This window comes from Synechococcus sp. R60.1 (genome assembly GCF_047461835.1).
Taxonomy (GTDB): domain Bacteria; phylum Cyanobacteriota; class Cyanobacteriia; order Thermostichales; family Thermostichaceae; genus Thermostichus.
On sequence record NZ_JANSIA010000030.1, the window covers coordinates 1 to 20,585 of the forward strand.

Consider the following 20,585-nt stretch of genomic DNA (forward strand, 5'->3'; position numbering starts at 1 on the left):
TTTGGAAACAAACAGAATGCTATCGCTGCATAGTTGAACAGTGATGTTCAGCAGTGTTCAGCGTAAATGTATCAGCTCATTTCCAACCTGCTCCAAATTTCCATCCTGCTGCTCCGCAACGCTTGCGCAGAAGGGCGTGGGCGGGATCTGGACTGCAACCGCCCGCTGGAGCTGGGATCCCTGTCGGGATGGCTAGACCCGGAACCGTCTGTGGTTGCGCTAGGTTCCTACCGGGCTTGCCCAGACCCAGATGGCGACCATCCCATCCCAGAGCAACAGAAGCAGAGCAAAACATCCTAGGAGCCCGTACATCCAAGGCTGAACGTAGGGGCGCAGCCCGCCAATCTCCAGTTGGGCGTAACGTTGAACCTCGGCCAACAGGCGCTTGAACCCAGCTACCCGCATCGGCAAAAGTACGCGATCCCCCCCTCGGCTGACCAAGTAATACACCATACCACCCTGGCTGGTGGAGCGGGGCTCAATGCGCTCGATATCGGCCCACCGGATCTGCCACTCCTGCCGCACAAAAGGCGGCACCCAACTGGGGTAGGTGGCCTGCATGCCCTCTTCGTCCAACTGAATCTGCTGGCTCAGGGATCCCAGGACTACCCCCCATCCCAGCAGCAGAGCAATCCAAAGGGATCCCAGCTCAAGAGGTGTTGCCTGTTGCCGAGCCAGCAGGATGGGTAGGGGCAGAACCAGTCCCCAGTACAGAGCCTGCACAGCGCAGCGAATTAAGGGAGAGATGGGGAAGGTCATCGTCGGCAAGATGAGGCTGGCTTTATCAAACTTAAGATAGCGCTAGATAGCGCTTAAAAAGGCACCTCCTCCTCCAAGGACTCCGTCCCGCTGAGGCGAACGGCAAGCTGAGAAGACTGCTCACGCCGGTAGGACGGATTCCTTACTGCATTGGGAAAGTCTACGGGATGAGGACTCCGCCCCGCTGACGCGGACGGCTCTGCTCCTGTTGGCGAGCCGTAGGTCTCACCGGAGAGCAGGTCAGGGGATCCCTCGGCTTCTATAGCCTCTATTGAGGAGAGCTCTTCCGTGGCTCCCGTCACGTCAGACTCCAACACCCCTTCCAAATCCACCAAGCTGCCGTTGAAGTGGTCGGCAAAACGGCGGGCAATCTCCGCCAGCTCCTGGGTTAGCTCGAAGGACTGCCCACCGTGCAGGGTGTCGCGGCGCTCTGCACGACTTGGAGAATCGGTCGCGACAGCGGTGCGGAGCACTTTGTTCGCACCGGCGGGAGAAAGTCCTTGGGTTGCCAAGCCGGCCACCTTGGGGCCACCCATAGGATTGTCCCGCTCAGGCTCTGGCGAAGGTGGGTTGGAGTCAGAAGGGGAATGTTGCTGTCGCCGGGCAAGGCCGTGGCTCTGCGGTTCTGCTCTGGGCTCCCTTGAGGAAGCACGACTGTTGGTGCTATCGCTCTGCAACCCCGGCGTGGTGACAGGATCCGGGGCCACGGGGGCGGGGGGCAGGTCTGTTTCTCGGCTGAGCAGTGCCGAGGACTCCGCACCGCTGACGCGAATGGAAACATGCGGCCCGCTGGAGCGCTGCACAATCAAGTTGAGCTGCACAGGGCGCTGCAGCAGGTTGTGGAGCACCGACCGCAGTTCGGCTTCTTTGCTGCGCACTTTTTCCACCAGACCCTTGCTGGGAAAGGCGAGGGTAATTGCTTCAGGAGTCTCTTGGTGCAGGTGGCCGGATCCCATCAGAGCCTTGGTGAGGGGAGAGAGGCGCTTGAGGAACTCGTCCCAGTGGGGGCGCAGCAGCTTGACTGTGGCGGCGTCCCTTGCCGGTTCTCTGGGCTGCTCCGAGGACTCCGTCCGAGTAGCGCGATCTGCCTTCTGGCTCGACGCAACAGCAGGGGAGGCTGAAGGCCCAACAGTTAATTCATCTATCTCACCAACAGTTGATGGGCTTGATGGGCTGATGGTCGCAGCAGGGGCCGGAGGGGCTGTCCCGTCCGGGGGAGTTCTCTGGGGTGCAGGAGATAGGTCAAGGGCTGGGGAAGGACTCTGTCCTGCTGACGCGAACGGTTCTTTATCCTCAGCCACCATGCTTGGGCGCAGCTGGCCCAGCAGATCCACTAGGGCAATTTCCAACCACAGTTGGGGCTGTCCGCTTTGACGAATTTGCGGCTCACACTGGCGCAGATGGCTCTGGGCTGCCAGCAGTATCTCCACCGAGTAGCGAGGGGCCCGTTGCTGCAGGGCTGCCCAGGTGGAGTCCGTTACAGCCACCAACTCCCGTTGCTGGGGGGCTGTCTTGACCAGCAGCAGATCCCGGTAAAGGGCCACCAAGTTCTGCAACAGGGCTAAGGGCTCTTTGCCCCGCTCCAACAATTGTCGAGTTTGGCTGAGCACCGCCTGCACATCCTGAGCCAGCAGCGCATCCATCAGAGCCAAAAGCTGCTGTTCCGGGATCCCGCCCACCAAGTCCCAAACCGCCTCCGGGGTGATGGATCCTTCCAAGAGGCTGAGCTGGTCCAGCAGGCGTTCGGCGTCCCTCAGGCCCCCTTGGGAAAGTTGGGCCACCAGTTGCAGCGCCTCCGGCGTGATAGGGATCCCTTCTTGGGCGGCGATCTTGCCCAGGTGGGCCACCATGTCGTCGAGGGGGATGCGGCGGAAGTCAAACCGCTGACAGCGGGAAACAATGGTGGGCAAAACCCGCTGCGGGTCAGTGGTGGCCAGGACAAATACCACGCGGGGGGGCGGCTCTTCAAGAGTTTTCAGCAAGGCGTTGAAGGCCGCATTGCTGAGCATGTGGCACTCGTCGATGACATAGACTTTGTAGCGGCTGTTCACCGGGGCAAACTGGGCCCGCTCGATCAGCTCGCGGATGTTGTCTACGCCGGTGTTGCTGGCCGCGTCAATCTCGAGAACATCCAGGGAGGCTCCCGCAGTGATGGCGCGGCATTGGCTGCACGCCTGGCAGGGATCCGGCGTCGGCCCCTGTTCACAATTCAAAGACTTGGCCAAGATGCGGGCGCTGGAGGTTTTTCCCGTGCCCCGCGGCCCGCAGAACAAATAGGCAGGCGCCACCCGCCCCAGCCGGATGGCATTGGCCAGCGTTTGCACCACCGCTCCTTGGCCGACCACATCGGCAAAGCGCTGCGGGCGGTATTTTAAATGCAGGGGTTCATAGTTGCCAGCGGTGGCCATTTCCGGGATCTCCAAGCAAGCAGCGCCCCAACCGGAACCGCGCAAGAGCTCTGCTCTGCTGACGCGATCCCACCGGGGCTCTCCTATTCTGGCTCCTCGATGAAGGGATCCCTCCCTGCCCATCAAGAGCAGGGCTGGACACCAGGGGGGGAGACCGGCAGAGCTTTTGTGCTCCGCTCCGCTGAGGACTTGGGATCCCGGCGACGCAGAGAGGGAAGCTGGATCCAGCCGGGCGAGTCGAGCTGATCTATGTGCTGCACGCGGTAGCTGAGCTGATACACCTCCTTCCTGAGCTGGCGATTCTCTGCCTGGATGGCGGCGATGCGCTGGCGGATGGGCTGCAGGCGGGCTTGCAGCTTGCGCCGGTAGAGCTCTGGCAACTCTTGAATCATCTGCTCCAGCAACTGCTTCTCTTGGTAAAGCTGCTCAATCTCCGCCTCATAGCTGCGAATTTGTCGGTGTTGCTTTTCTTGGCGCAGCTCCAGAAGGTCTACCTGGCCCTGCAAGATGCGATTGCGCTCTCGCAAAAGCTGGATTTCCTGCTCCCGCGCAGCCAGAGCTTGGGCAAACTCCGTCTTGCCGATGCAACCTGCTTCCTGCATCGTTTCTCCCTCAACCCATCCGTACATGGATACCAAGGGATCCGTCCCACCAGACCCTACCCGTCACTGTATCCGGCCCGCGGGGGTGAGGCAAATGGCCTCTCTAACGCCAAAGCCTGCTTCACCTGGGCTTCCAGCTCGGCCAGGGATCCGGAGTTGTCCAGCACCACGTCTGCACGGCGCACTTTTTCCGCCAAAGGCCACTGGCTGGCAATGCGAGCTTCGATTTCTGCCGGTGTAAGAAGATCCCGGCGAGCAAGGCGTTGCCGCTGCTGCTCTGGAGTGCAAGTCACCACCCAAATTTCATTCACCCACCCCTGCAGGTGGGCTTCAAACAGCAACGGGATCATCAGACAAACGGTTTGGGATCCCTGCCCAGAAGAAAATCCTACCCCGCTACGCTTTTGGGAGGCAGGCTCTTCCTCAAGCGGCACCCCATGGACTTTAGAGCTCTGCTCCGCCAACGCGGACAGAAAATCTTGCAGTTGAGCTCTAACGAAAGGGTGGATTTGGGCCTCTAGCCAAGCCCGCTCAGCGGCATCTGCAAACACGATCTGGCCCAACCGCCGGCGATCCAGATCCCCGGAGGGTGTTTGGATGGCCTTCCCATAGCGTTCCAGTACCCGCTCGCGAATGGGGGATCCCACCGCCAAGGCCTGGCGGGCCATTTGATCTGCATCGGCTACTGGGATCCCGTGCTGCTCCAAGATGCGGGCGACCGTGGATTTGCCCGTGCCCACTCCGCCTGTCAGGCCGATGATCCTCATCGAGCTGTAGGCCATAGTCAAGAAGAGGCCGCTGGTGCGGCCATTGCCGTTTGCGCTACTCGGACGGAGTCGTTAGAACGGTGCTCTGCAGAAGCGGGCAAGGGGGAGCTGGGCGGCAGCAGGCTATACTCAAAGCCCTCCACCAAGGCCTGACAGGAGGCTTCGATGATGTTGGTGGAAACCCCCACCGTGGTCCAGCGGCGGTGACCGTCGCTAAACTCCACCAGCACCCGCGTTTTGGCCGAGGTGCCGGCTCGCCCATCCAAAATGCGCACCTTGTAATCAGACAGGTGAATCGCCTCCAGTTGGGGATAGAACTCCAGCAGCGCTTTGCGTAGCGCCCCATCCAGAGCAGCCACCGGCCCATTGCCTTCCGCCGCTGTCACTCGAGTTTGCCCCTGCACCGCTATCTTCACCGCCGCCAAAGATTGCACATCCGTTGCTTCGCCACTGGGATCCCAGTCTTTGCTGTTCCAATCGGAGCGGGTGGTGGTCGTCACGTTGAAGCTGAGCACCTCAAAAGGATGGGAGCGTTGTCCCAGCAAGCCCCGCACCAACAGCTCAAAGCTGGCCTCAGCAGCCTCAAACTGATAGCCCTGCAGCTCCAGGGTTTTCAGCCGCTCCAAAATCAAGCGCACCTGCGGATCCGACTTCTCCAGCCGGATCCCGAATCCGGCCATTTTGTGGAGGATGTTGCTCAGCCCCGCCTGTTCCGAGACCACAATGCGGCGACAGTTGCCCACTTGCTCCGGGGCGATGTGCTCGTAGGTGAGAGGGTTTTTCTGAACGGCGCTGACGTGGATCCCACCCTTGTGGGCAAAGGCCGATAGGCCCACAAACGGAGCATGGTCATCCGGGGCCAAATTGACCACCTCGCTGATGGAGCGGGAGATCTCCGTCAGGTGTTGCAGCTTCTCTTGCGGCAGACAGCGATAGCCCAGCTTCAGTTGCAAGTTGGGAATGACGCTGCACAGGTCGGCATTGCCGCAGCGTTCCCCATAGCCGTTGATGGTGCCCTGCACCATGCGCGCCCCTGCCTGCACCGCCGCCAGGGCATTGGCCACAGCAGTGCCGGAGTCGTTGTGGGTGTGGATCCCTAGGGGCAAGTGCTGCAGGTTATGGGATTCTGCCAAGACAGCTGCCGTGATCGCCGCAATCTCGTGGGGCAGGGATCCGCCATTGGTATCGCAGAGAACCAGCCACTCTGCCCCTGCCTCGGCAGCTGCCGCTAGGGTTTGCAGGGCATAGTCGGGGTTGTGGCGGTAGGCGTCGAACCAGTGCTCGGCATCGTAGATGACCCGCCGCCCCTGGGATCGCAGATAGGCAATGGTGTCGCGGATCATGGCCAGGTTTTCCTGCAGCGTGGTGCCCAGGCCCTCGGTGACGTGGAGATCCCAAGACTTGCCGAAGACGGTTACATAGCGGGTGCCCGCCGCCAAAATGGCCTGCAGCATGGGATCGTCTGCCGCCCGCCGCCCCGGCTTGCGGGTAGAACAAAAAGCCACCAGCTCGGCTTGCTCTAGGGGCTCTTCCCGCATCTGCCAGAAAAACTGCACATCCTTGGGATTGGCTCCTGGCCAGCCCCCTTCAATAAACGGGATCCCCAGACGATCCAGCAGCTTGGCAATCTGTAACTTGTCTTGCACCGACAGCGATAGCCCCTCTCGCTGGGCCCCATCCCGCAGTGTGGTGTCGTAGAGAGTGATGGTGGCTGAGCAACCCAGATCAATCTTCATATCGCATCAGTTTCTTGTAAAAGGCGGTGGAGAAATCCGGCTGTTGTCCGCGCTGCACCAAAGAGACGACATCAATCAGATAATCCACAAACTCGTAGTTGGCGATGGAGAGCTGATAGGTGAGATCTGCATCCTGAGCAAAGATCACCTGAACCACCGTCAGATCCGAGGGCAACGGGGACATGTGCCAACTGGCCAAGAAGCGGACAGGCCCCTCTCCCTCGATGGCCCTCTGCCCTTCCAGGCTGGCTTTTTTGTAGAGGCCCACCGCGAGGGCTAGGTACTGTCGGCGGGCAACGGCGTAATAGGGCTGATAAACGGCCACTTCTGGCGGGCTAGCGGGTTCAAGTTGCAAAGCCATGGTGCGCTAGGAGAGGGGTACCGCTTTTTCTAAGTTTCATGAAGTTCTGCAAGATAGGTGGGATCCCTATAGCCAAGAGAGATCTCTGCATTGGCTGTAGCAAGTGTCGCCGGAAAAAGCTGTGAGGTCAATTGCGGCAGAGAACCCAGAAAAAATTATAAGGGGCCACTGCAACCCATTTTATTCAGCGTATCGCGAAGCGGTGCGGTTCCCGGTAGGGTGCCGGAGGCATAGCACCATCGCGACAGCAGGTCAGCGGACTACGGATAGATTGCCCAATTGTCTACTTTTCCTTGAGGGATCCCGCATCCCAAGCTGGAGGGAAGCGTTGGAAAGTCGGGGATCTCTAGGAAAGAATAGAAAAGGAGGGATCCCTGCCCCTGCTCGCAACCGGCTCTTCTCCTGCCGGCAATAGCGAGATGGCATCCTTGCCTGGTTATCCAAACGCTTGGCATCTTCTGTCTTCATGAGCACAGCCCAAGGCCCAACCGCCTCTCGTCTCGACCCTCTCCCCCCCGGAGAGGGAGGAATAGCGGCCAACCCCCTGCTGGAGTGGGATCCCGTCCTGCAGCACAAGTTCCAGCAGCTTGTCCAGATCTTCGCCGAGATGGAGCAGGTCTTGGTGGCCTACTCGGGGGGAGTTGATAGCAGCCTGGTGGCCAAGTTGGCCTGCGATCAGTTGGGGGAGCGGGCCCTGGCCGTCACCGCTGCTTCTCCTTCGCTGCTGCCCGAAGATTTGGAAGAAGCAATTCAGCAGGCTCGGCAAATCGGGATCCGCCATCAGATCGTCGAAACCCACGAGCTGGAAGATCCGGGCTACGCCGCCAACCCTGTTAACCGGTGTTACTTCTGCAAAAGTCACTTGCACGATACCTTGCGCCTGTTGGCCCAAGCCCAGGGATATAACCATGTGGTGGATGGCCTCAATGCCGACGATCTGGCCGATTACCGACCGGGGACACAGGCAGCTCGGGAGCGCGGCGTGCGTTCCCCTTTGGCGGAGGTGGGGATGAGCAAGCTGGAGGTGCGGCAATTGTCTCGCCACCTGGGGCTGTCTTGGTGGGATAAACCGGCCCAACCCTGCCTCAGCTCTCGCTTTCCCTACGGGGAGGCAATCACCCCTGAGAAGCTGCGTCGGGTGGGAGCGGCGGAGCGCTACTTGCGCAGCTTGGGTTGGCGGCAGGTCAGGGTGCGCTCGGAGAAGGACACCGCCCGCATCGAACTTCCTCCGGATCAGATCGTGGAGTTTGTGCAGAAAACCAATCTGGAAGCGCTGGTCAAGGCCCTGCAATCCTTCGGCTATCTCTATGTCAGTCTCGATTTGGAGGGCTACCGCAGCGGCAAGCTCAACCGAGTCCTCAACCTTTCCCAGTTGGCCACAAGCTAGCGGGCTGGGGAAGCCGTAGGGGATCTGTGTTGAAGTTTTGCGCCGGGTGATTATGAGAGGGTTGCGGTTGCTCTGGCTCTGCTTGGGGGTGCTGGGGTTGGCAGTTGCCGGCCCTACTGCGGCTCAGGTGGAGTCCCAGAAGAAGGGGGGCGCTCAGCCCATAAGTACGACCGACCTCAGCGCCGTTGCCGACCGAACGTTACGGCTGCGTTCTGATCGGCAAACCTTCGACCAACGGGCGGAAGTCTTCCAAGCGGAAGGCAATGTGGAGATGCGGCTGGGCCGCTCTGTGTTGCGGGCGGATCGCCTGCGCATTGAGCTGCGACAGCGGCGGGCTGTGGCCGAGGGCAATGTTTCTATTCAACTGGATCGGCAGCGCATTCAGGGATCCCGGCTGGAGTACGACTTTGAGCAAGAGCGGGGATTTTTGGAAGAGGCCTTCGGGCAGGTGGATATTGGCCAGTTGCAGGCCGGTGGATCCCCGGCAGCCGCCCTCTCTCCGCAGCGGCTGGTGCGCTTTCGTGCCGTTCGCATCCGCTTCGATGCCACCACCTGGGAAGGAGAACAGGTGCGGCTGACCAACGACCCGCTGGATCCGCCGGAGTTGGAGATTCGTAGCCCACGGGTGACCTCCACCCTGCAAGCCGATGGCTCCAGCCTTTTGATTGCCGAGGCCGGCCAACTGGCCTTCGACCAGGTCTTGTTTCTGCCTCTGCCCATTCGGTTGCGCTTCGACTCGTTGAACCGTCAGCCTCCGGTCAGCATCTTCTACGACGATTTCGACCGAGAAGAATTGCGACGGGGCCTGATCCTGCAACCCAACTTCGAGCTGCTGCGGGATCCCAATGTGAGCTTGGTGCTCTCCCCGCAACTGTATCCACAACGTCTTTGGGGCAGTGAGCAGGGCCTTTTGGATGGGATCGGGCTGCGGGCCGATTTGCGTTGGCGGCAACCGGAAGCCAACGCTCAAACCTCGCTGTTTGCCGAGCTGCGGGGGATCGTCTTCCAGGAGTTTGCTCAGCGCTTGCGAGCCCAGGTCGAACACCGCATCACCACCGGCGATGGTGGAGAAGTCGCCTACACCTACGCCTATCGGGAACGCTTCTTCAGCGGTCGCCTGGGGTTTCAAATTGTGGAAAACCGCCTCGGTGCCAGCTACCGCTCACCCACCCTCCGCCTGGGCAATACCGGCTTGGATCTCAGCTACCGCATAGCCGTCGACTACATCGATGCCTTGGGGCAGCCGGATGAAATCGACACAGAGCCGGAGTTGGCCTTGGCCAATACTACCGACCGCATTCAGCTCTCCCGCCTGCAACTGGGGGCAACCTTGAATCGCTCCTTTCCCCTCTGGAGCCCTCCCAAGACGGCGGCGGATCCCCCACCCCGCTTTTCCGCTCTGCCCATCGAGCAAGGGATCTGGCTCAGCACCGGTGTGAGCAGCAGCCAGTCTTTTTACTCTAATGGCCGAGCCCAGAGCTATACTGCCGGCAGTATTGGCATTGATGCGGTGATTGGGGCTTTTGTGGCCGATACCTTCGACTACACCAACCTGAGGGTGACCTACTCCAACGGTTTTTTGGCCGGAGCCTCGCCATTTTTGTTTGACCGCATCACCACGCGGGAACAGCTCGTCCTGGGCTTTTTGCAACAACTGTACGGCCCGCTGCGGGTAGGGGCAGAGACAACGGTAGATTTGCAGTCGGGCCAGCAGGTGGATGTCGTCTATCGCCTGGGCTACGACCGCCGCACCTATGGCTTTAGCCTGCAGTACAATCCGGTGCGCCAGTCGGGGGCTCTGGAGCTGCGGGTGGAGGGCCTGAACTGGGATCCCGGCCAATCCTCGCCGCAGCCGACGACGGGATCGAGGATCCAAGAGCCCTGATCCCCAAACTCCAAGGGAACGGAAAAATGTAATCCTGACTACTACTCTGTGGAGATTTTCTATGAGAAATTGTCCCATATTGGGGAAAAATCCTAATTCAAATCTTCCTCGAATTGCAGAACCCTCTTGGAAATCGAAACAGTAAGGTAAAATACAGAAGTTATTTTTTCCAGGATTGATTTCTGCCAGTTGGGATCGCCGTATCGCAGACTACCGCAGTGATCCCCAGACGGTGTTAGGGTAGATGGTAGGCTGAGCAACGTGGGCTGGTAATCTGAATTATGCAAACACTCGATGCAATCCCCGATAAAAAACGAGCAGAGCGAATAACCTGTAGCTACATCAATGCGACCAGCTCCATTCAGGTGGTTCGCATCACGAATATCGAAAACTGGTACTTTGAGCGGGTGGTCTTTCCAGGCCAGCGGCTGCTGTTTGAGGCGGTGCCCGGAGCCAAACTGGAGATTCACACGGGTATGATGGCCAGCTCTATTCTGGCGGATACCATCCCCTGTGAAAAGCTGCGCGTTCGAGAAACGGAGCCGGCGACCGTAGGCGCCTAAATCCCCAGAGGCCAGGGGTGCGGACTAGGTTTCCCGGCCTTGTTGCCTTCTCTCCTCACTCTCTGGGCTGGGGGAAGGCTGAGGCGAGGGGCTGGCGGAGCGGCGCGGCTTCGGGGGTAGTGGGATATCCAGGAAACGGGCGCTCAATCTCACCAGGCTGGTCTCTTGGGGCGGCCAAGGGATCCCCAACCAACGGGCCGTGATCTCCAGCAAGCTGGGGGGTGGTGTCGGGGTAGGAGTTGGTGTTGGTGATGGGGTGGGATAGAGATCCAGGCGCGGTGGCCGTGGGGTGCTAACCCGAAAAGCATCGGGGGGCGGTTGGGTCAGAGGTACATTCGGATCCCCGCATCCCAGCAAGCCCAGTCCGCCGGCAAGCAACAGGCCGTACAATTTTCGAGTGCCTCTACTGCCCATGAGTACGCTGCTGGACACCTCCAACAGGGTATCATCGGGATCCCAAGGCTCTGAGCTGGGCTTGCAAATCTTCCTCCAGCACAGATAGCTGGCGAGCCAAGGTCACGTAGCGGTTGGCGGTCAGGTTTTTGGCGGTAAACTGCTCCAGCAGTTGCTGATCCCGGGCAACCATTTGGTTGAGATACTGAGCCACAGAGGCTTGTGGATCCTCGATCAAAGCTCGGCACACCTGTAGGGCCATCACCAGTTGGGCCCGCACTTGTAAAAACAGCGACTGGATGTACTTTTGCTCAGCCTCACTGAGTTGCCGAAAATCCCGCCAATGCTGCCCCCCCTGCAGGGATTGTTGGAGCTCGTTGACCCAGTGGTTGTAGTCTTTTACCTTGCGGGCCAGATCGGTGGCAAACTTCATCACCTCGGGGGTGCTGTTGAGCAGGTGGGCTTCCTGCCAACGCTGCCGGATGCGATGCAGGCTTTTTCCCAAGCGCAGGCTGACTCTCAGGATCCCCAACAGGAGCAGCAGTAGGATCCCGGCAGCCGCGGTATAGGACACCCAAGAGCCGGGATCCCGCATCCCCAAGAAGATGACCAAGGCTATTGCTATCAAACCAAAGGCCAGCATGCCCCAGGAGCGTAGCCGCTGTTGCTGCAGACGCAGGTACTCCGCCCGCAAATCAAAGGCCTCGCAGCAAGCGTCCAGATCGGCGGCCATGAGCTGGCGAAACTCGTCCACAGAGATCGGTTCCACACTAATCATCGAGGGCACCCTTAACGCAAGTGGATCGAGGCCAAACGGCATCAAGACCTGCCCTGCCAATCACGGGCAGCTTCCGTGCTTTCTTGTAGGGGCTCCAGCGTTTCGCTGGCCGGAACCACCATCAACCCATACCCTCCGCTGCGGCAAAAATCGACGATCTCCTGCGTGTCAAAGCGTTCTGCCACGGGCTTGGGCAGTCCCTGTTGAGCCAACCGCTGCGCATATTTTCTTGCCGCAAACGAGCTCTCGAAAGCAATGACGATATCTTGACCCCCAACCTGGCGCGTGCAGATTCCCTCCTGCCCATTGGCTTGGTAAAGCAGCACAATCACCTGGGGGGGCAAGTCCTCTGGGCTGACCCAAGACAAACCCTTCTCAGCCTGGGATCCCCCGCTAAGCAATACATCCCGCGCCTCATTCAGCCGCGCCAGTTGCGCCTCTAGCAAGGGTCTTTGTCGCTCGTCCTCCAGTTCTGCGAGGGCAGTACTGAGGGTTTGGTATTCCTGAAACAGTCGCCCCCGGATCTGCCGCTCGGTTGCGTCCGGCGGAAGGTTGAGAATCTGAAGGGCTTCGGCGGTGTTCATCATGGGCTCTGATTTATTCAAAATCATTGCCTAGACTAGCTGCTTTGAGAGTCTCTGGAGAGAAATTCTCCTATGATCGTGGCTGCCCGCTTTCTCGGCCAGAAGAGAGGGTGGACTCACCGTTCGCGCCAGCGGGCCGGAGGCCTTGTGCGGCGATGATGACTTCCATCTTGGGGCTGCTCAGCAGGGGAATTGACCTGGGGTTGGTCAGATAAAGAGGGAAGGGGAAAGCCCAACTCAAAAGCCTCTCGTGCCAGCAAAGCCAGCAGAGATGGATTCAACTGGGCGCGTTTCACCCGCTCCTTGAGGCGATTCCACAGGTGTGCTCGGTGGATGCGTTCCAACTCTTCTCGCTGTTCACGTATCATGTTGTTCCCACCTCTCTTGTATCAATCCTAACTAAGCAACAGGGGAGCTGGTGTCAGGGAACTTTGATGGATTTTAGGAGATGGGATCCTCATTTTCTCCGAGTTGACCCGCCGGGATCCCTGGGGTTGCCGGCAGGGAACACCATTCACATCTGTAATTTCTTGTGTTGCAGCAAGCCCGTCTTCGGAATGTACAAGGGCGGGATCCGACAGTTTTTCTAGGGACATTTTGGGATCCCTGCGCGCCTTAGAGGTCTTCCACACAGGGAACTGCGGCCTTGACAGGGCCAGCTTGCCCCAATCTATCCAAAAAATGCTGCAGGAGCTGAAAACCGGGTGGGTTGAGGCTGTAGTAAATCCAGCGCCCCTGCTGGCGAGCATTGACCAATTTCGCATCCCGCAGGGTTTTTAGGTGAAACGAGAGCTTGGATTGGCTCACCTTCAGCTCTTCGCAGAGATCACAAACACACAACTCACGCCCCTGCAGCAGTTGCAGCACGCGCAGGCGAATCGGGTCAGAGAGGGCGTGGAATCCCTCCCGCACCTGCTCATCTGTCAAATTCCCCTCTACCTCAACCAGGAACGAAACCATCATTCAACCAGGGTAGCAGGAGTTTTGCGCTGCGGCTGCTGATGGATTCGATGGCAGGGGAAAGGCGCGACAATCAACCAGTTTGGCAGCATCTCACTCGAAGGCAAGCAAATACAGACCTTCCGGTTCAGAAGGGATCAGTTGATACGGATCTTTCTGATTGGCCTGTTCACAGAGATTCGCAAAAGACTGCAAACCTTCCAAGCGTTCCGTGAGTTCGCTGAGGGTATCGAGGTACTCCGCCAAGCCCGCTTGAGTCAGGTACCAAGATTTGTCCAGCTCTCGGAAATAGGTCATGTAAACTACCCGACCCTGACTGCTTCGCAGTACAGGGCAGGCTTAAGGCCTCCGGCCCGCTGGCGCGAACGGTAGCCCTGTAGTTGGCAAGCCAACCACGTTCGCGAAGCGAGCCGTAGGCTTGACCTCTAGGCTGGTTTACAGCAGCCCCCAAAAGCGCAATCACATTTGCACCGTTAAAATCAGCATCCCCTTCCCAACCACAATGCCCGCACTTAAATCCCTTCCCATCCCGGTACGACTTACCAGAGTCGGGATGAATGGGCAAGCATTTGTGGCAAGTCTGTGAGGTATAGGCCGGTGGTACAGTTACCACTTTCTTCACAAGCTCTCCACAGTTTCGCTGAAATCAATCACTGGGATCCGTTATGCGAGAGACACAGTTGCACCGGCTATGGCTGGTGTTGCTGGAAAAAGCTGCTTTGAATCATCTGTTGAAAAGCCTGGGCTGCTCGCGAAGTGTGCAGAACCCTCGCGAGAGCATCTACAAACGGCTCATCAATCTTTTGCCAAGACGGAGACGTTAATCCCGACACAGGGATCCAATACGAGCTTGGCAGGTGGCGATTTCTTGGGGGGTGAGGTTGTCCCAATTGACGTCGCGGCGCAGCACCAAGCCATTGTGCCCAGTGATGAAACGGGGCAGCTCTGCTTGGTCGATCACGCTCAGATCCCGCATGTGATAGGTAGTGTAATAGGTAACATCTGGGCTCTCGAAATCCACGTCGATAAGGGTGAGGGTCTTGCGGGGGGGCAGAGGGCTGCCCAAGAGGGGACGAGGGCCAGAGCCGAGAATGCCGCAGTGAAGCAGTTGCAGTTGCCCTTTGTGGCCAGGGTAGTAGCCGTGGTCGTGGCCGCTGATGTAGGTGTGGACGCGGTACTTCTCCAGCAGAGCCCGTTTGGCATCCGCCTCCAGCAGCACTTCTCCCGGATCGTCGCGCCCGACAGTGATGGCGTAGAGGGGCAGATGGCCGATGACAATGCGCAACTTGGCCTTCTGAGCCCGTTCGCTGGCCAGAGCCGCTTCCGCCCAGGCCATTTGTTCGGGCGGGATGTAATTGCAGGTGGCATCCCAGACTAGGTAAAACACATCGTCTTTTTCAAAGGTGTAGTAGAAGGGAAAGTCCCCCCGATCCACAAAGTTCAAACCTGGGTCGTGGGCCGGATCGTTCCAAAACTCGCGGGCCAGATCCCGTTCTTTTTGAAAGAGAAAGCCGCCCCGCGTGGTGCGGGCACAGGAAGCATCGTGATTGCCCAAGGTAAAGCCGTAGGGAAGTTTGGCCGCACGGATTGGGCCAGCCACATGCCGGTCGAAGGCTGCCCACATGGCGCGAATGCGCTCCTCCGACAGGCGGGGATCCTGACCGGCCACCATATCTCCTCCTCCCAAAACAATATCCGGCTGAAGATAGGGGATGAGGCCAATGCCCCGATCCACCTCTGGGTCGTATTCCACCGAGCCGTAGATGCCGTTCATGTCACTGATGACCAAGAGGCGCAGATCTCGGCGGGGGGGGATGTAGAGGCCATGGGGGGCATCTGGATGGGGGACGACGGTGGGGGTGGGCTGGGGGGTAGGAGAGGGGAGAGCGGCTCTAGGGGATCCCATCCCTGGGGCTAGATGAGAGGGCTGCTGCCGACTGGCCCAATAGGCTCCTGCCAATCCACTGCTGCTGGCCAACCCCAACAAACCCAGAATTACCTTGCGCCGCTGCATGATCTTTGCCCCCAACACTCCAGCGGTATTGTAGAAAATCAAAAGGCTGATGTTGGGCTCTTCCATCTGCGCACGGCCTGGACTCGGCTCGAAGATGGCTATGCGCGGCAGCTCTTGTAGAGTTCGGGGTGTTTTTTGAACAACTGTTGACGCACAAATGCTACCTTGGTAGAGATGAGCAACTACCTATCTCAGACTCGGTATGACTTGAGGTTTTCCATGCCTCGCCCCTTGGATTCTTTGGAAGCTGCTTTGGAACGGTGCCGGGAGTGCAATCTGCGTTTGAGCCGACAGCGCCGTTATATCCTGGAGCTGCTGTGGCAGTGTGGCGAGCACCTCTCCGCCCGCGAGATTTACGATCGCCTAAATCAGCAGGGCAAACCGATTGGCCACACGTCCGTTTATCAAAACCTGGAAGCTTTGGCCAGCCATAACATTGTCGAGTGCTTGGATCGTGCCGATGGGCGCCGCTACGGCAACCGCACCCATCCCCACAGCCACGTGAACTGTCTGGATAGCAACCGCATCTTGGATGTGGACGTGGAGCTGCCGCCTGAACTGCTGGCCCAGGTGGAGCAACAAACGGGCACCCGCATCCAAAGTTACCGCATTGAGTTTTTCGGGGTGGAAAAGCCTGCGGAGCCCCAGCAGTAACCTTGGCAAAGGGATCCCTGCTGCCCTGAGCAAAAGTTGGGCAAAGGTCAGTAAGCTCGATTTTGGCCTTTGCCGATTTGCGACTGGATTTGCTCGAGAGAACTGGCAGGGGCCAGGCATTTGTTGCCCCAGCACACCAGCCCTAGAGCTCCTTCCGGCAGAGGTTCGGTCTCGGTGGGGAGAGCAAAGACGGTGGTGGGCCAAGATCGTTGCTGAAAGGCGGGAATGGAATCGGCCTCCAGGGTGACTTTCACCCAATTGCTATACCAATCCAGTCCGGCAAAAAGGCTGGGGCAGGTGCGCGGCTGGGTGCTCATGATGTGGGCAAAGGTTTTCAAGGCCTGCTCTGCCCGCTCCAGGTAGTCCAGATCTCCAGTGAGGGCGGCAAGGCGCACCAGGTTGGCAATGGCCACCCCATTGGCTGCAGGGGTAGCGTTGTCCTGGAACTCCTTCTCTCGCACCAACAGCTCAGGGGCACTCTGGGCATCGCTGACAAAGTATCCCCCCCTGGCCGGATCCCACAGTTGCGCATCCATCTCCTGCTGGAGCTGGAGGGCAGCCTGTAACCAGTCTTGAGGGGTGGGATCCCCCACCAGGGGCAGGCAGGCTTGCTGCAAGTCCAACAGGGCCTTGATCAGCAGGGCGTAATCTTCCGATTTGGCGGGCACCTGAGCTGTGCCATCGTAGTTCAGGCGCAACAGGGATCCGGTCTCAGGGTGGCGCTGCTGGCTGAGGATGAATTGGGCAGCCCGCAGAGCGAATTGCAGATAGTCTGCGTTGCCGAACACTTGATAGGCCCGCGCCAGGCCGGAGATCATCAAGGCGTTCCAAGAGACGATCATCTTGGTGTCGGTGACAGGTGGGATTCGCCCTGGCCAGGATTGCAGACGGGCCGATTGGGCATCCACTGCCGGAGGGAAGGGAACTCGTCGATCCGCAGAGCCATAGCGTGCCTGAAACAGATGGGTGGTCAAGGCGGCTTCAACTTCTGGCGGCAACGCTCCTCCCTGTTGGCGCTGCAAGACGATGCAGCCGGGCCGATCGGGGAAGTTGCCCCCCGGCGATAGGTCAAACGCCTGCTGCAAGGCGCGGAAGGTTTCTTCCCCCAAGAGCTCCTGCAGCTCCTGCCAGCGCCAGACGTAGAACTCTCCCTCCTCTGGCTCTCGATCTTCTGCCCGGGCAAAGCTGTCGGCATCTTGAGCGGCGTAGAAATACCCGGCAGGGGCGGTCATCTCTCGCGCCACCCACTCCACCGTCAGCCGCACCGCCCGCTCAATGGCCGGATCTTGGATACCGTGCGCCCACAGATCGGAGAGAAACTCTAGGATCTGCCCGTTGTCGTAGAGCATCTTTTCAAAGTGGGGCACCGTCCAGGTGGGATCCACGGTGTAGCGGTGAAAGCCGCCGGCCACATGGTCGAAGATCCCTCCCAGCACCAAGGCCATGCCTCGCTCTTTGGCCCGTTCCAGAGCGCTCTGCGAGCCGGGGATCCCTTCTGGTGGGTCGAAGCGGGCCGAACGCAATACCAACTGAGCGTAGGGCATCATGGGAAATTGCTGCACCGCCCCGGCATTGGAGAGCAAAGGCTGGATCTTGGGGATCCCAGAGCGCAGCAGGTCGGCGGGAATGTGGTCTTCCGGCACTAAGTCGCTGAGGGTGGTCAGAGCCGTCAAAATCTGGCCTTTCATCTCCTCTATTTTTTCCTTTTCCTGCCGGTAAAACTGCAGGATGCGCTGCAGCAAGGCCAGAAACCCTGGGCGGCCAAAGCGGGGCTCTACGGGAAAATAGGTGCCGGCGTAAAAGGGCACCAGGTCATCGGGCGTGAGGAAAACATTGAGGGGCCACCCCCCCTGCCCGCTCATGAGCTGCAACGCCTGCATGTAGATGCTGTCGAGATCCGGCCGCTCCTCGCGATCCACCTTGATGGGCAAAAAATGGGCATTGAGGAAAGCGGCGATCTCCGGGTTGGAAAAAGCCTCGCCCTCCATGACCGTACACCAGTGGCAACTGGAATAGCCGATGGACAGAAAAATCGGCCTATCCTCGGCCCGCGCTTTCTCCAGAGCCTCGGGGATCCAAGGCCACCAATCCACCGGGTTCTCGGCGTGCTTGCGCAAATAAAGGCTGGAACTTGTGGCGAGGCGATTGGCCATGAGTACACCCTCTCACCCTTTTTGCTTTTCAGGCTAGCGCGTCCTCCTCCCAAGGCAGAGCCAACCCACTGTTGTTCAAGATACACTCACCCAGGATCCCTGTCGGTCAAGCCTGCTCCTGCTCGGCAGCCGGGACTAAAAACTCCAGAGGGCGCCCGTGTAAAACCAAGGCGGTGCTGGGATTTTCCACAAAGCCGATTCGCTCGTAAAAGCCACGCTGATGGGTTGTGAACAGGTAGATGCGCTCCACCGACTGCAGGTGGGGATGGCTGATCAGGGTTTCCACCAACTTGCGGCCAATGCCCTGACGTCGGTAATCGTGATCAACCACGATATCCCAGAGGACGGCTCGGTAAACCCCATCGGAAGTGGCGCGGCCAAAGCCAATCAGGCGCTCCCCATCCCAGGCGCTGACCACCGGATGGCTGTGGGCAACGGCCCGCTCCATCTCCTGCCGCTGGCGATTCTGCGCCCAAAAGGCATTGCGGTTCAACAGCAGGAGAAGCTGATCCAGATCCAGCTCGCCCCGCTCCAGAGAGAAGCGAATGTTGCGGTTGTCCACCGGCTGATGAGAGGGCGCGATAACAGGCTCAGGAGAGGGATCGGGCATGAAGAAGACCTTTGCAGCAGTGAGGGTTGGCAAGGAAGGGGGAGTTCAGCAAAACACTTGGGCCTGACAAACTGAGGCTAGCTGGCCGAGGCACTTTCGGCGGTTGGCCCCGCATGCTCTAGGGCATAGGCTTTGAAGCGCTCCAGATCCGCCTGGATGGTGCTCTCCACCACTTTGCCCACAAACAGGCCATCCAAGATTTTGCCGAGGATCCCCGGGAGCTTGTAGGCCACCGACAGCTTCACAATGGTACTGCCTTTGCGGTCGTAAAAGCGCAGCGCGCCCCGATTGGGCAGCCCCTCCACCGAACTCCAGCCGATGTGTTGGTGTTTCACCACCGTGTGGGTGCGGGAGATCCAACTGAAGGTGAGGCCGCGGGTGTCCAGTGTCCACCGGGATAGCTCCTGATCCAGCAATTCCACCGAGCGGATCCACTTCATCCAGCGGGGCATGAGGGTGAGGTTGGCCCACAAATCCCATACCTGCTCGATGGGAACAGGTACCTCCACCTGACAGGTATGCTCTAGCCAATCTGACTCTGACATAGGGCCTCCCACGCAACACCCAGCAGAAACACAAACCATCCAGGGGCTTGGCCACAACGCCTCGGGACGGGATCCCTGCCTTTACAAAATTTTATATCGACCTAAGATAGCATTATCGGCCTCGTGAAAGTTTGGGGCTCTGCGCTTTTTGGCAGCCCGGTTTCTTTTTCGAGCAAGTTGCGGCTGCCCCCCATGAGGGCAATGCAGAAGGCAGGTATCATGATTGCCATCTGCAAGCTCCACTTGCAAAGGTTCGGTGCATCCACTCGGTTGACTTGACGGAACGACCTCACCATGGTTTCTCAATGGAAACAGCATCTGAAGAACTACTTCGTGGCGGGGTTGCTGGTGGTGATCCCTCTGGCAACTACCATTTGGCTGACGGTGGAGGTGGCCACCTGGAGCATTGGCTTTCTGACCAGCATTCCGAAGCAGTTCAATCCCATCCAGGGTTTGCACCCGATCTTGATCAACCTCATCGATCTGGCGGTGGGCCTGTTGACGCCGATTGTGCTCATCCTGTTGATTGGCTTCATGGCCCGCAACATTGTCGGCCAGTGGCTGCTCAATCTCAGCGAACAGTTGCTCCATGCGATTCCGGTGGCGGGGCTGGTGTACAAGACCTTGAAGCAATTGGTCAGTGTTTTGTTTGCCCCCAACAATCAGCGCTTTCGGCGGGTGGTGCTGGTGGAATATCCCCGACCAGGAGCTTGGGCGCTGGCCTTTGTGACGGGCACCATTCAAACTCCTATTCGGCCCGATGGGCCGCAGCGCTCCCTTGGCCTGTTTGTGCCCACCACCCCCAATCCAACGACGGGCTGGTACGCCATTGTGCCGGAAGACCAGGTGGTGGAAGTGTTCATGCCGGTGGAAGATGCTTTTAAGATGCTCATTTCCGGCGGCATTGTCACCCCTGAGAGTTTTGAAGCGGGGCTGCAGCGGCGAGAAGGAGCTTTGGCCGTGACCATGCCCAGTTTGCGGGAGCTGGTGGAGCAGGAGCGGGTGGCAGGATCCCCCAGGGCTGACTCGGTGGGCTCTGAGGTAGGTTTTGAGACTGAAGGGATCCCTTAATCCTGCTTTCCTGTCCCTGCAGAAGGGCCGGGCTGCCAGAGCTGGTATTCTTTGGCCTGTTCCAAGCGCACATAAAAAGGCCGCATTTGCCGATCCAATGCCTCCACTTGCTCGGAGGGAAAGGCCTTCCAGTCAGCACGGCTGGCCCAGCGGAGGATGAGGTGGACAAGTTCGGGATCCTCTTGATCCAGCCAAACTTCTTTGCCCAGAAAACCCGGATGCCGGCGCAGGGCGGATCCCCAAACCCGCTCGTCTTGCTGAAGAAAGGCTGCTTGCCCACCGGGAGGAACCCGGAAGCAGAGATGTTCGATGGCGATAGGGCCGGGCGGGCTGGGGCAGGTCGACATAGGAGCAG

General features: G+C 59.2%; 22 protein-coding genes and 1 pseudogene. 5 read left to right on the forward strand and 18 right to left on the reverse strand.

Features of this window, described 5'->3' with window-relative positions; genetic code table 11:
- Positions 1-219: 219 nt before the first annotated feature.
- From NW834_RS05960 to ebsA, 6 genes are all read right to left on the reverse strand, one after another.
- Positions 220-759, reverse strand: a complete 540-nt coding sequence (locus tag NW834_RS05960; protein WP_414418978.1) for a hypothetical protein — start codon at positions 757-759, stop codon at positions 220-222.
- Between the two features lie 53 nt (positions 760-812).
- The gene (locus NW834_RS05965; protein WP_414418979.1) at positions 813-3,167 is read right to left on the reverse strand and encodes a DNA polymerase III subunit gamma/tau; all 2,355 of its coding nucleotides are present in this window, start codon (positions 3,165-3,167) and stop codon (positions 813-815) included.
- Between the two features lie 122 nt (positions 3,168-3,289).
- Entirely contained in the window at positions 3,290-3,769 is a 480-nt protein-coding gene (locus NW834_RS05970) for a hypothetical protein (protein ID WP_011432929.1), read from the reverse strand.
- Positions 3,770-3,825: 56 nt separating this feature from the next.
- Positions 3,826-4,536: a dephospho-CoA kinase gene (coaE, locus tag NW834_RS05975; RefSeq protein WP_414418991.1), complete on the reverse strand. Its 711-nt coding sequence runs from the start codon at positions 4,534-4,536 to the stop codon at positions 3,826-3,828.
- A 17-nt stretch (positions 4,537-4,553) separates the two neighbouring features.
- Complete coding sequence (gene cimA, locus NW834_RS05980; protein ID WP_414418980.1) at positions 4,554-6,272, reverse strand: citramalate synthase; 1,719 nt, start codon at positions 6,270-6,272, stop codon at positions 4,554-4,556.
- On the reverse strand, positions 6,262-6,633 hold the full coding sequence (gene ebsA, locus NW834_RS05985) for a type IV pilus biogenesis protein EbsA (protein ID WP_011432932.1): 372 nt from the start codon (positions 6,631-6,633) through the stop codon (positions 6,262-6,264). The genes cimA and ebsA overlap by 11 nt, the downstream gene beginning before the upstream one ends.
- A gap of 466 nt (positions 6,634-7,099) precedes the next feature.
- Between ebsA and larE the strand changes: the two genes are divergently transcribed.
- The 3 genes from larE to NW834_RS06000 all read left to right on the forward strand — a co-directional run bounded on the left by larE (position 7,100) and on the right by NW834_RS06000 (position 10,468).
- The gene (larE, locus tag NW834_RS05990; protein WP_414418981.1) at positions 7,100-8,020 is read left to right on the forward strand and encodes an ATP-dependent sacrificial sulfur transferase LarE; all 921 of its coding nucleotides are present in this window, start codon (positions 7,100-7,102) and stop codon (positions 8,018-8,020) included.
- 52 nt (positions 8,021-8,072) lie between these two features.
- The gene (locus NW834_RS05995; RefSeq protein WP_414418982.1) at positions 8,073-9,905 is read left to right on the forward strand and encodes a DUF3769 domain-containing protein; all 1,833 of its coding nucleotides are present in this window, start codon (positions 8,073-8,075) and stop codon (positions 9,903-9,905) included.
- Positions 9,906-10,186: 281 nt separating this feature from the next.
- Complete coding sequence (locus NW834_RS06000) at positions 10,187-10,468, forward strand: DUF1830 domain-containing protein (RefSeq protein ID WP_414343190.1); 282 nt, start codon at positions 10,187-10,189, stop codon at positions 10,466-10,468.
- A 24-nt stretch (positions 10,469-10,492) separates the two neighbouring features.
- Here the strand turns inward: NW834_RS06000 and NW834_RS06005 are convergent, their stop codons facing one another.
- The 8 genes and pseudogenes from NW834_RS06005 to NW834_RS06040 all read right to left on the reverse strand — a co-directional run bounded on the left by NW834_RS06005 (position 10,493) and on the right by NW834_RS06040 (position 15,263).
- Positions 10,493-10,882, reverse strand: coding sequence for a hypothetical protein (locus tag NW834_RS06005; RefSeq protein ID WP_414418983.1), 390 nt, complete (start codon positions 10,880-10,882; stop codon positions 10,493-10,495).
- Between the two features lie 31 nt (positions 10,883-10,913).
- On the reverse strand, positions 10,914-11,639 hold the full coding sequence (locus tag NW834_RS06010) for a hypothetical protein (protein WP_414417224.1): 726 nt from the start codon (positions 11,637-11,639) through the stop codon (positions 10,914-10,916).
- Between the two features lie 41 nt (positions 11,640-11,680).
- Positions 11,681-12,223, reverse strand: coding sequence for a DUF3110 domain-containing protein (locus NW834_RS06015; RefSeq protein ID WP_414418984.1), 543 nt, complete (start codon positions 12,221-12,223; stop codon positions 11,681-11,683).
- Positions 12,224-12,339: 116 nt separating this feature from the next.
- Positions 12,340-12,591 (reverse strand): hypothetical protein, encoded by a 252-nt coding sequence (locus tag NW834_RS06020; protein ID WP_414330072.1) that lies wholly within the window; start codon positions 12,589-12,591, stop codon positions 12,340-12,342.
- A 247-nt stretch (positions 12,592-12,838) separates the two neighbouring features.
- On the reverse strand, positions 12,839-13,183 hold the full coding sequence (locus NW834_RS06025; protein WP_414330075.1) for an ArsR/SmtB family transcription factor: 345 nt from the start codon (positions 13,181-13,183) through the stop codon (positions 12,839-12,841).
- 93 nt (positions 13,184-13,276) lie between these two features.
- Positions 13,277-13,480, reverse strand: coding sequence for a hypothetical protein (locus tag NW834_RS06030; protein ID WP_414408983.1), 204 nt, complete (start codon positions 13,478-13,480; stop codon positions 13,277-13,279).
- Positions 13,481-13,485: 5 nt separating this feature from the next.
- Positions 13,486-13,796 (reverse strand): annotated as a pseudogene (locus NW834_RS06035) (zinc ribbon domain-containing protein); the annotation flags it as partial.
- A gap of 207 nt (positions 13,797-14,003) precedes the next feature.
- Positions 14,004-15,263: a metallophosphoesterase family protein gene (locus tag NW834_RS06040; RefSeq protein WP_238376945.1), complete on the reverse strand. Its 1,260-nt coding sequence runs from the start codon at positions 15,261-15,263 to the stop codon at positions 14,004-14,006.
- Positions 15,264-15,416: 153 nt separating this feature from the next.
- Between NW834_RS06040 and NW834_RS06045 the strand changes: the two genes are divergently transcribed.
- On the forward strand, positions 15,417-15,851 hold the full coding sequence (locus tag NW834_RS06045; protein ID WP_414331897.1) for a Fur family transcriptional regulator: 435 nt from the start codon (positions 15,417-15,419) through the stop codon (positions 15,849-15,851).
- 47 nt (positions 15,852-15,898) lie between these two features.
- On the opposite strand, the gene NW834_RS06050 is transcribed toward NW834_RS06045, so the two are convergent.
- The 3 genes from NW834_RS06050 to NW834_RS06060 all read right to left on the reverse strand — a co-directional run bounded on the left by NW834_RS06050 (position 15,899) and on the right by NW834_RS06060 (position 19,159).
- Positions 15,899-18,004 (reverse strand): thioredoxin domain-containing protein, encoded by a 2,106-nt coding sequence (locus NW834_RS06050; protein WP_414418985.1) that lies wholly within the window; start codon positions 18,002-18,004, stop codon positions 15,899-15,901.
- A 106-nt stretch (positions 18,005-18,110) separates the two neighbouring features.
- On the reverse strand, positions 18,111-18,614 hold the full coding sequence (locus NW834_RS06055; RefSeq protein WP_414418986.1) for a GNAT family N-acetyltransferase: 504 nt from the start codon (positions 18,612-18,614) through the stop codon (positions 18,111-18,113).
- Positions 18,615-18,691: 77 nt separating this feature from the next.
- Complete coding sequence (locus NW834_RS06060) at positions 18,692-19,159, reverse strand: SRPBCC family protein (RefSeq protein WP_414390354.1); 468 nt, start codon at positions 19,157-19,159, stop codon at positions 18,692-18,694.
- Between the two features lie 294 nt (positions 19,160-19,453).
- Here NW834_RS06060 and NW834_RS06065 point away from each other — a divergent pair, with 294 nt between their 5' ends.
- Complete coding sequence (locus NW834_RS06065; RefSeq protein WP_238376947.1) at positions 19,454-20,230, forward strand: DUF502 domain-containing protein; 777 nt, start codon at positions 19,454-19,456, stop codon at positions 20,228-20,230.
- On the opposite strand, the gene NW834_RS06070 is transcribed toward NW834_RS06065, so the two are convergent.
- Positions 20,227-20,577 carry a TIGR03792 family protein gene (locus tag NW834_RS06070; protein WP_414375428.1) on the reverse strand — a complete coding sequence of 117 codons (351 nt, stop codon included), beginning with the start codon at positions 20,575-20,577 and terminating at the stop codon, positions 20,227-20,229. The two genes, NW834_RS06065 and NW834_RS06070, sit on opposite strands and share 4 nt — an antisense overlap.
- Positions 20,578-20,585: the final 8 nt, after the last annotated feature.

Bases quoted from the DNA above. Each gene is read 5' to 3' on its own strand.
- NW834_RS06060 (WP_414390354.1), bottom strand. From the start codon at position 19,159: ATGTCAGAGTCAGATTGGCTAGAGCATACCTGTCAGGTGGAGGTACCT.
- NW834_RS06070 (WP_414375428.1), bottom strand. From the start codon at position 20,577: ATGTCGACCTGCCCCAGCCCGCCCGGCCCTATCGCCATCGAACATCTC.
- NW834_RS06025 (WP_414330075.1), bottom strand. From the start codon at position 13,183: ATGGTTTCGTTCCTGGTTGAGGTAGAGGGGAATTTGACAGATGAGCAG.
- NW834_RS06005 (WP_414418983.1), bottom strand. From the start codon at position 10,882: ATGGGCAGTAGAGGCACTCGAAAATTGTACGGCCTGTTGCTTGCCGGC.
- NW834_RS06055 (WP_414418986.1), bottom strand. From the start codon at position 18,614: ATGCCCGATCCCTCTCCTGAGCCTGTTATCGCGCCCTCTCATCAGCCG.
- NW834_RS06010 (WP_414417224.1), bottom strand. From the start codon at position 11,639: ATGATTAGTGTGGAACCGATCTCTGTGGACGAGTTTCGCCAGCTCATG.
- NW834_RS06045 (WP_414331897.1), top strand. From the start codon at position 15,417: ATGCCTCGCCCCTTGGATTCTTTGGAAGCTGCTTTGGAACGGTGCCGG.
- NW834_RS06015 (WP_414418984.1), bottom strand. From the start codon at position 12,223: ATGAACACCGCCGAAGCCCTTCAGATTCTCAACCTTCCGCCGGACGCA.
- NW834_RS06050 (WP_414418985.1), bottom strand. From the start codon at position 18,004: ATGGCCAATCGCCTCGCCACAAGTTCCAGCCTTTATTTGCGCAAGCAC.
- NW834_RS06000 (WP_414343190.1), top strand. From the start codon at position 10,187: ATGCAAACACTCGATGCAATCCCCGATAAAAAACGAGCAGAGCGAATA.
- NW834_RS06040 (WP_238376945.1), bottom strand. From the start codon at position 15,263: ATGGAAGAGCCCAACATCAGCCTTTTGATTTTCTACAATACCGCTGGA.
- coaE (WP_414418991.1), bottom strand. From the start codon at position 4,536: ATGAGGATCATCGGCCTGACAGGCGGAGTGGGCACGGGCAAATCCACG.
- ebsA (WP_011432932.1), bottom strand. From the start codon at position 6,633: ATGGCTTTGCAACTTGAACCCGCTAGCCCGCCAGAAGTGGCCGTTTAT.
- NW834_RS05995 (WP_414418982.1), top strand. From the start codon at position 8,073: ATGAGAGGGTTGCGGTTGCTCTGGCTCTGCTTGGGGGTGCTGGGGTTG.
- NW834_RS06020 (WP_414330072.1), bottom strand. From the start codon at position 12,591: ATGATACGTGAACAGCGAGAAGAGTTGGAACGCATCCACCGAGCACAC.
- NW834_RS06065 (WP_238376947.1), top strand. From the start codon at position 19,454: ATGGTTTCTCAATGGAAACAGCATCTGAAGAACTACTTCGTGGCGGGG.
- NW834_RS06030 (WP_414408983.1), bottom strand. From the start codon at position 13,480: ATGACCTATTTCCGAGAGCTGGACAAATCTTGGTACCTGACTCAAGCG.
- NW834_RS05970 (WP_011432929.1), bottom strand. From the start codon at position 3,769: ATGCAGGAAGCAGGTTGCATCGGCAAGACGGAGTTTGCCCAAGCTCTG.
- NW834_RS05965 (WP_414418979.1), bottom strand. From the start codon at position 3,167: ATGGCCACCGCTGGCAACTATGAACCCCTGCATTTAAAATACCGCCCG.
- cimA (WP_414418980.1), bottom strand. From the start codon at position 6,272: ATGAAGATTGATCTGGGTTGCTCAGCCACCATCACTCTCTACGACACC.
- larE (WP_414418981.1), top strand. From the start codon at position 7,100: ATGAGCACAGCCCAAGGCCCAACCGCCTCTCGTCTCGACCCTCTCCCC.
- NW834_RS05960 (WP_414418978.1), bottom strand. From the start codon at position 759: ATGACCTTCCCCATCTCTCCCTTAATTCGCTGCGCTGTGCAGGCTCTG.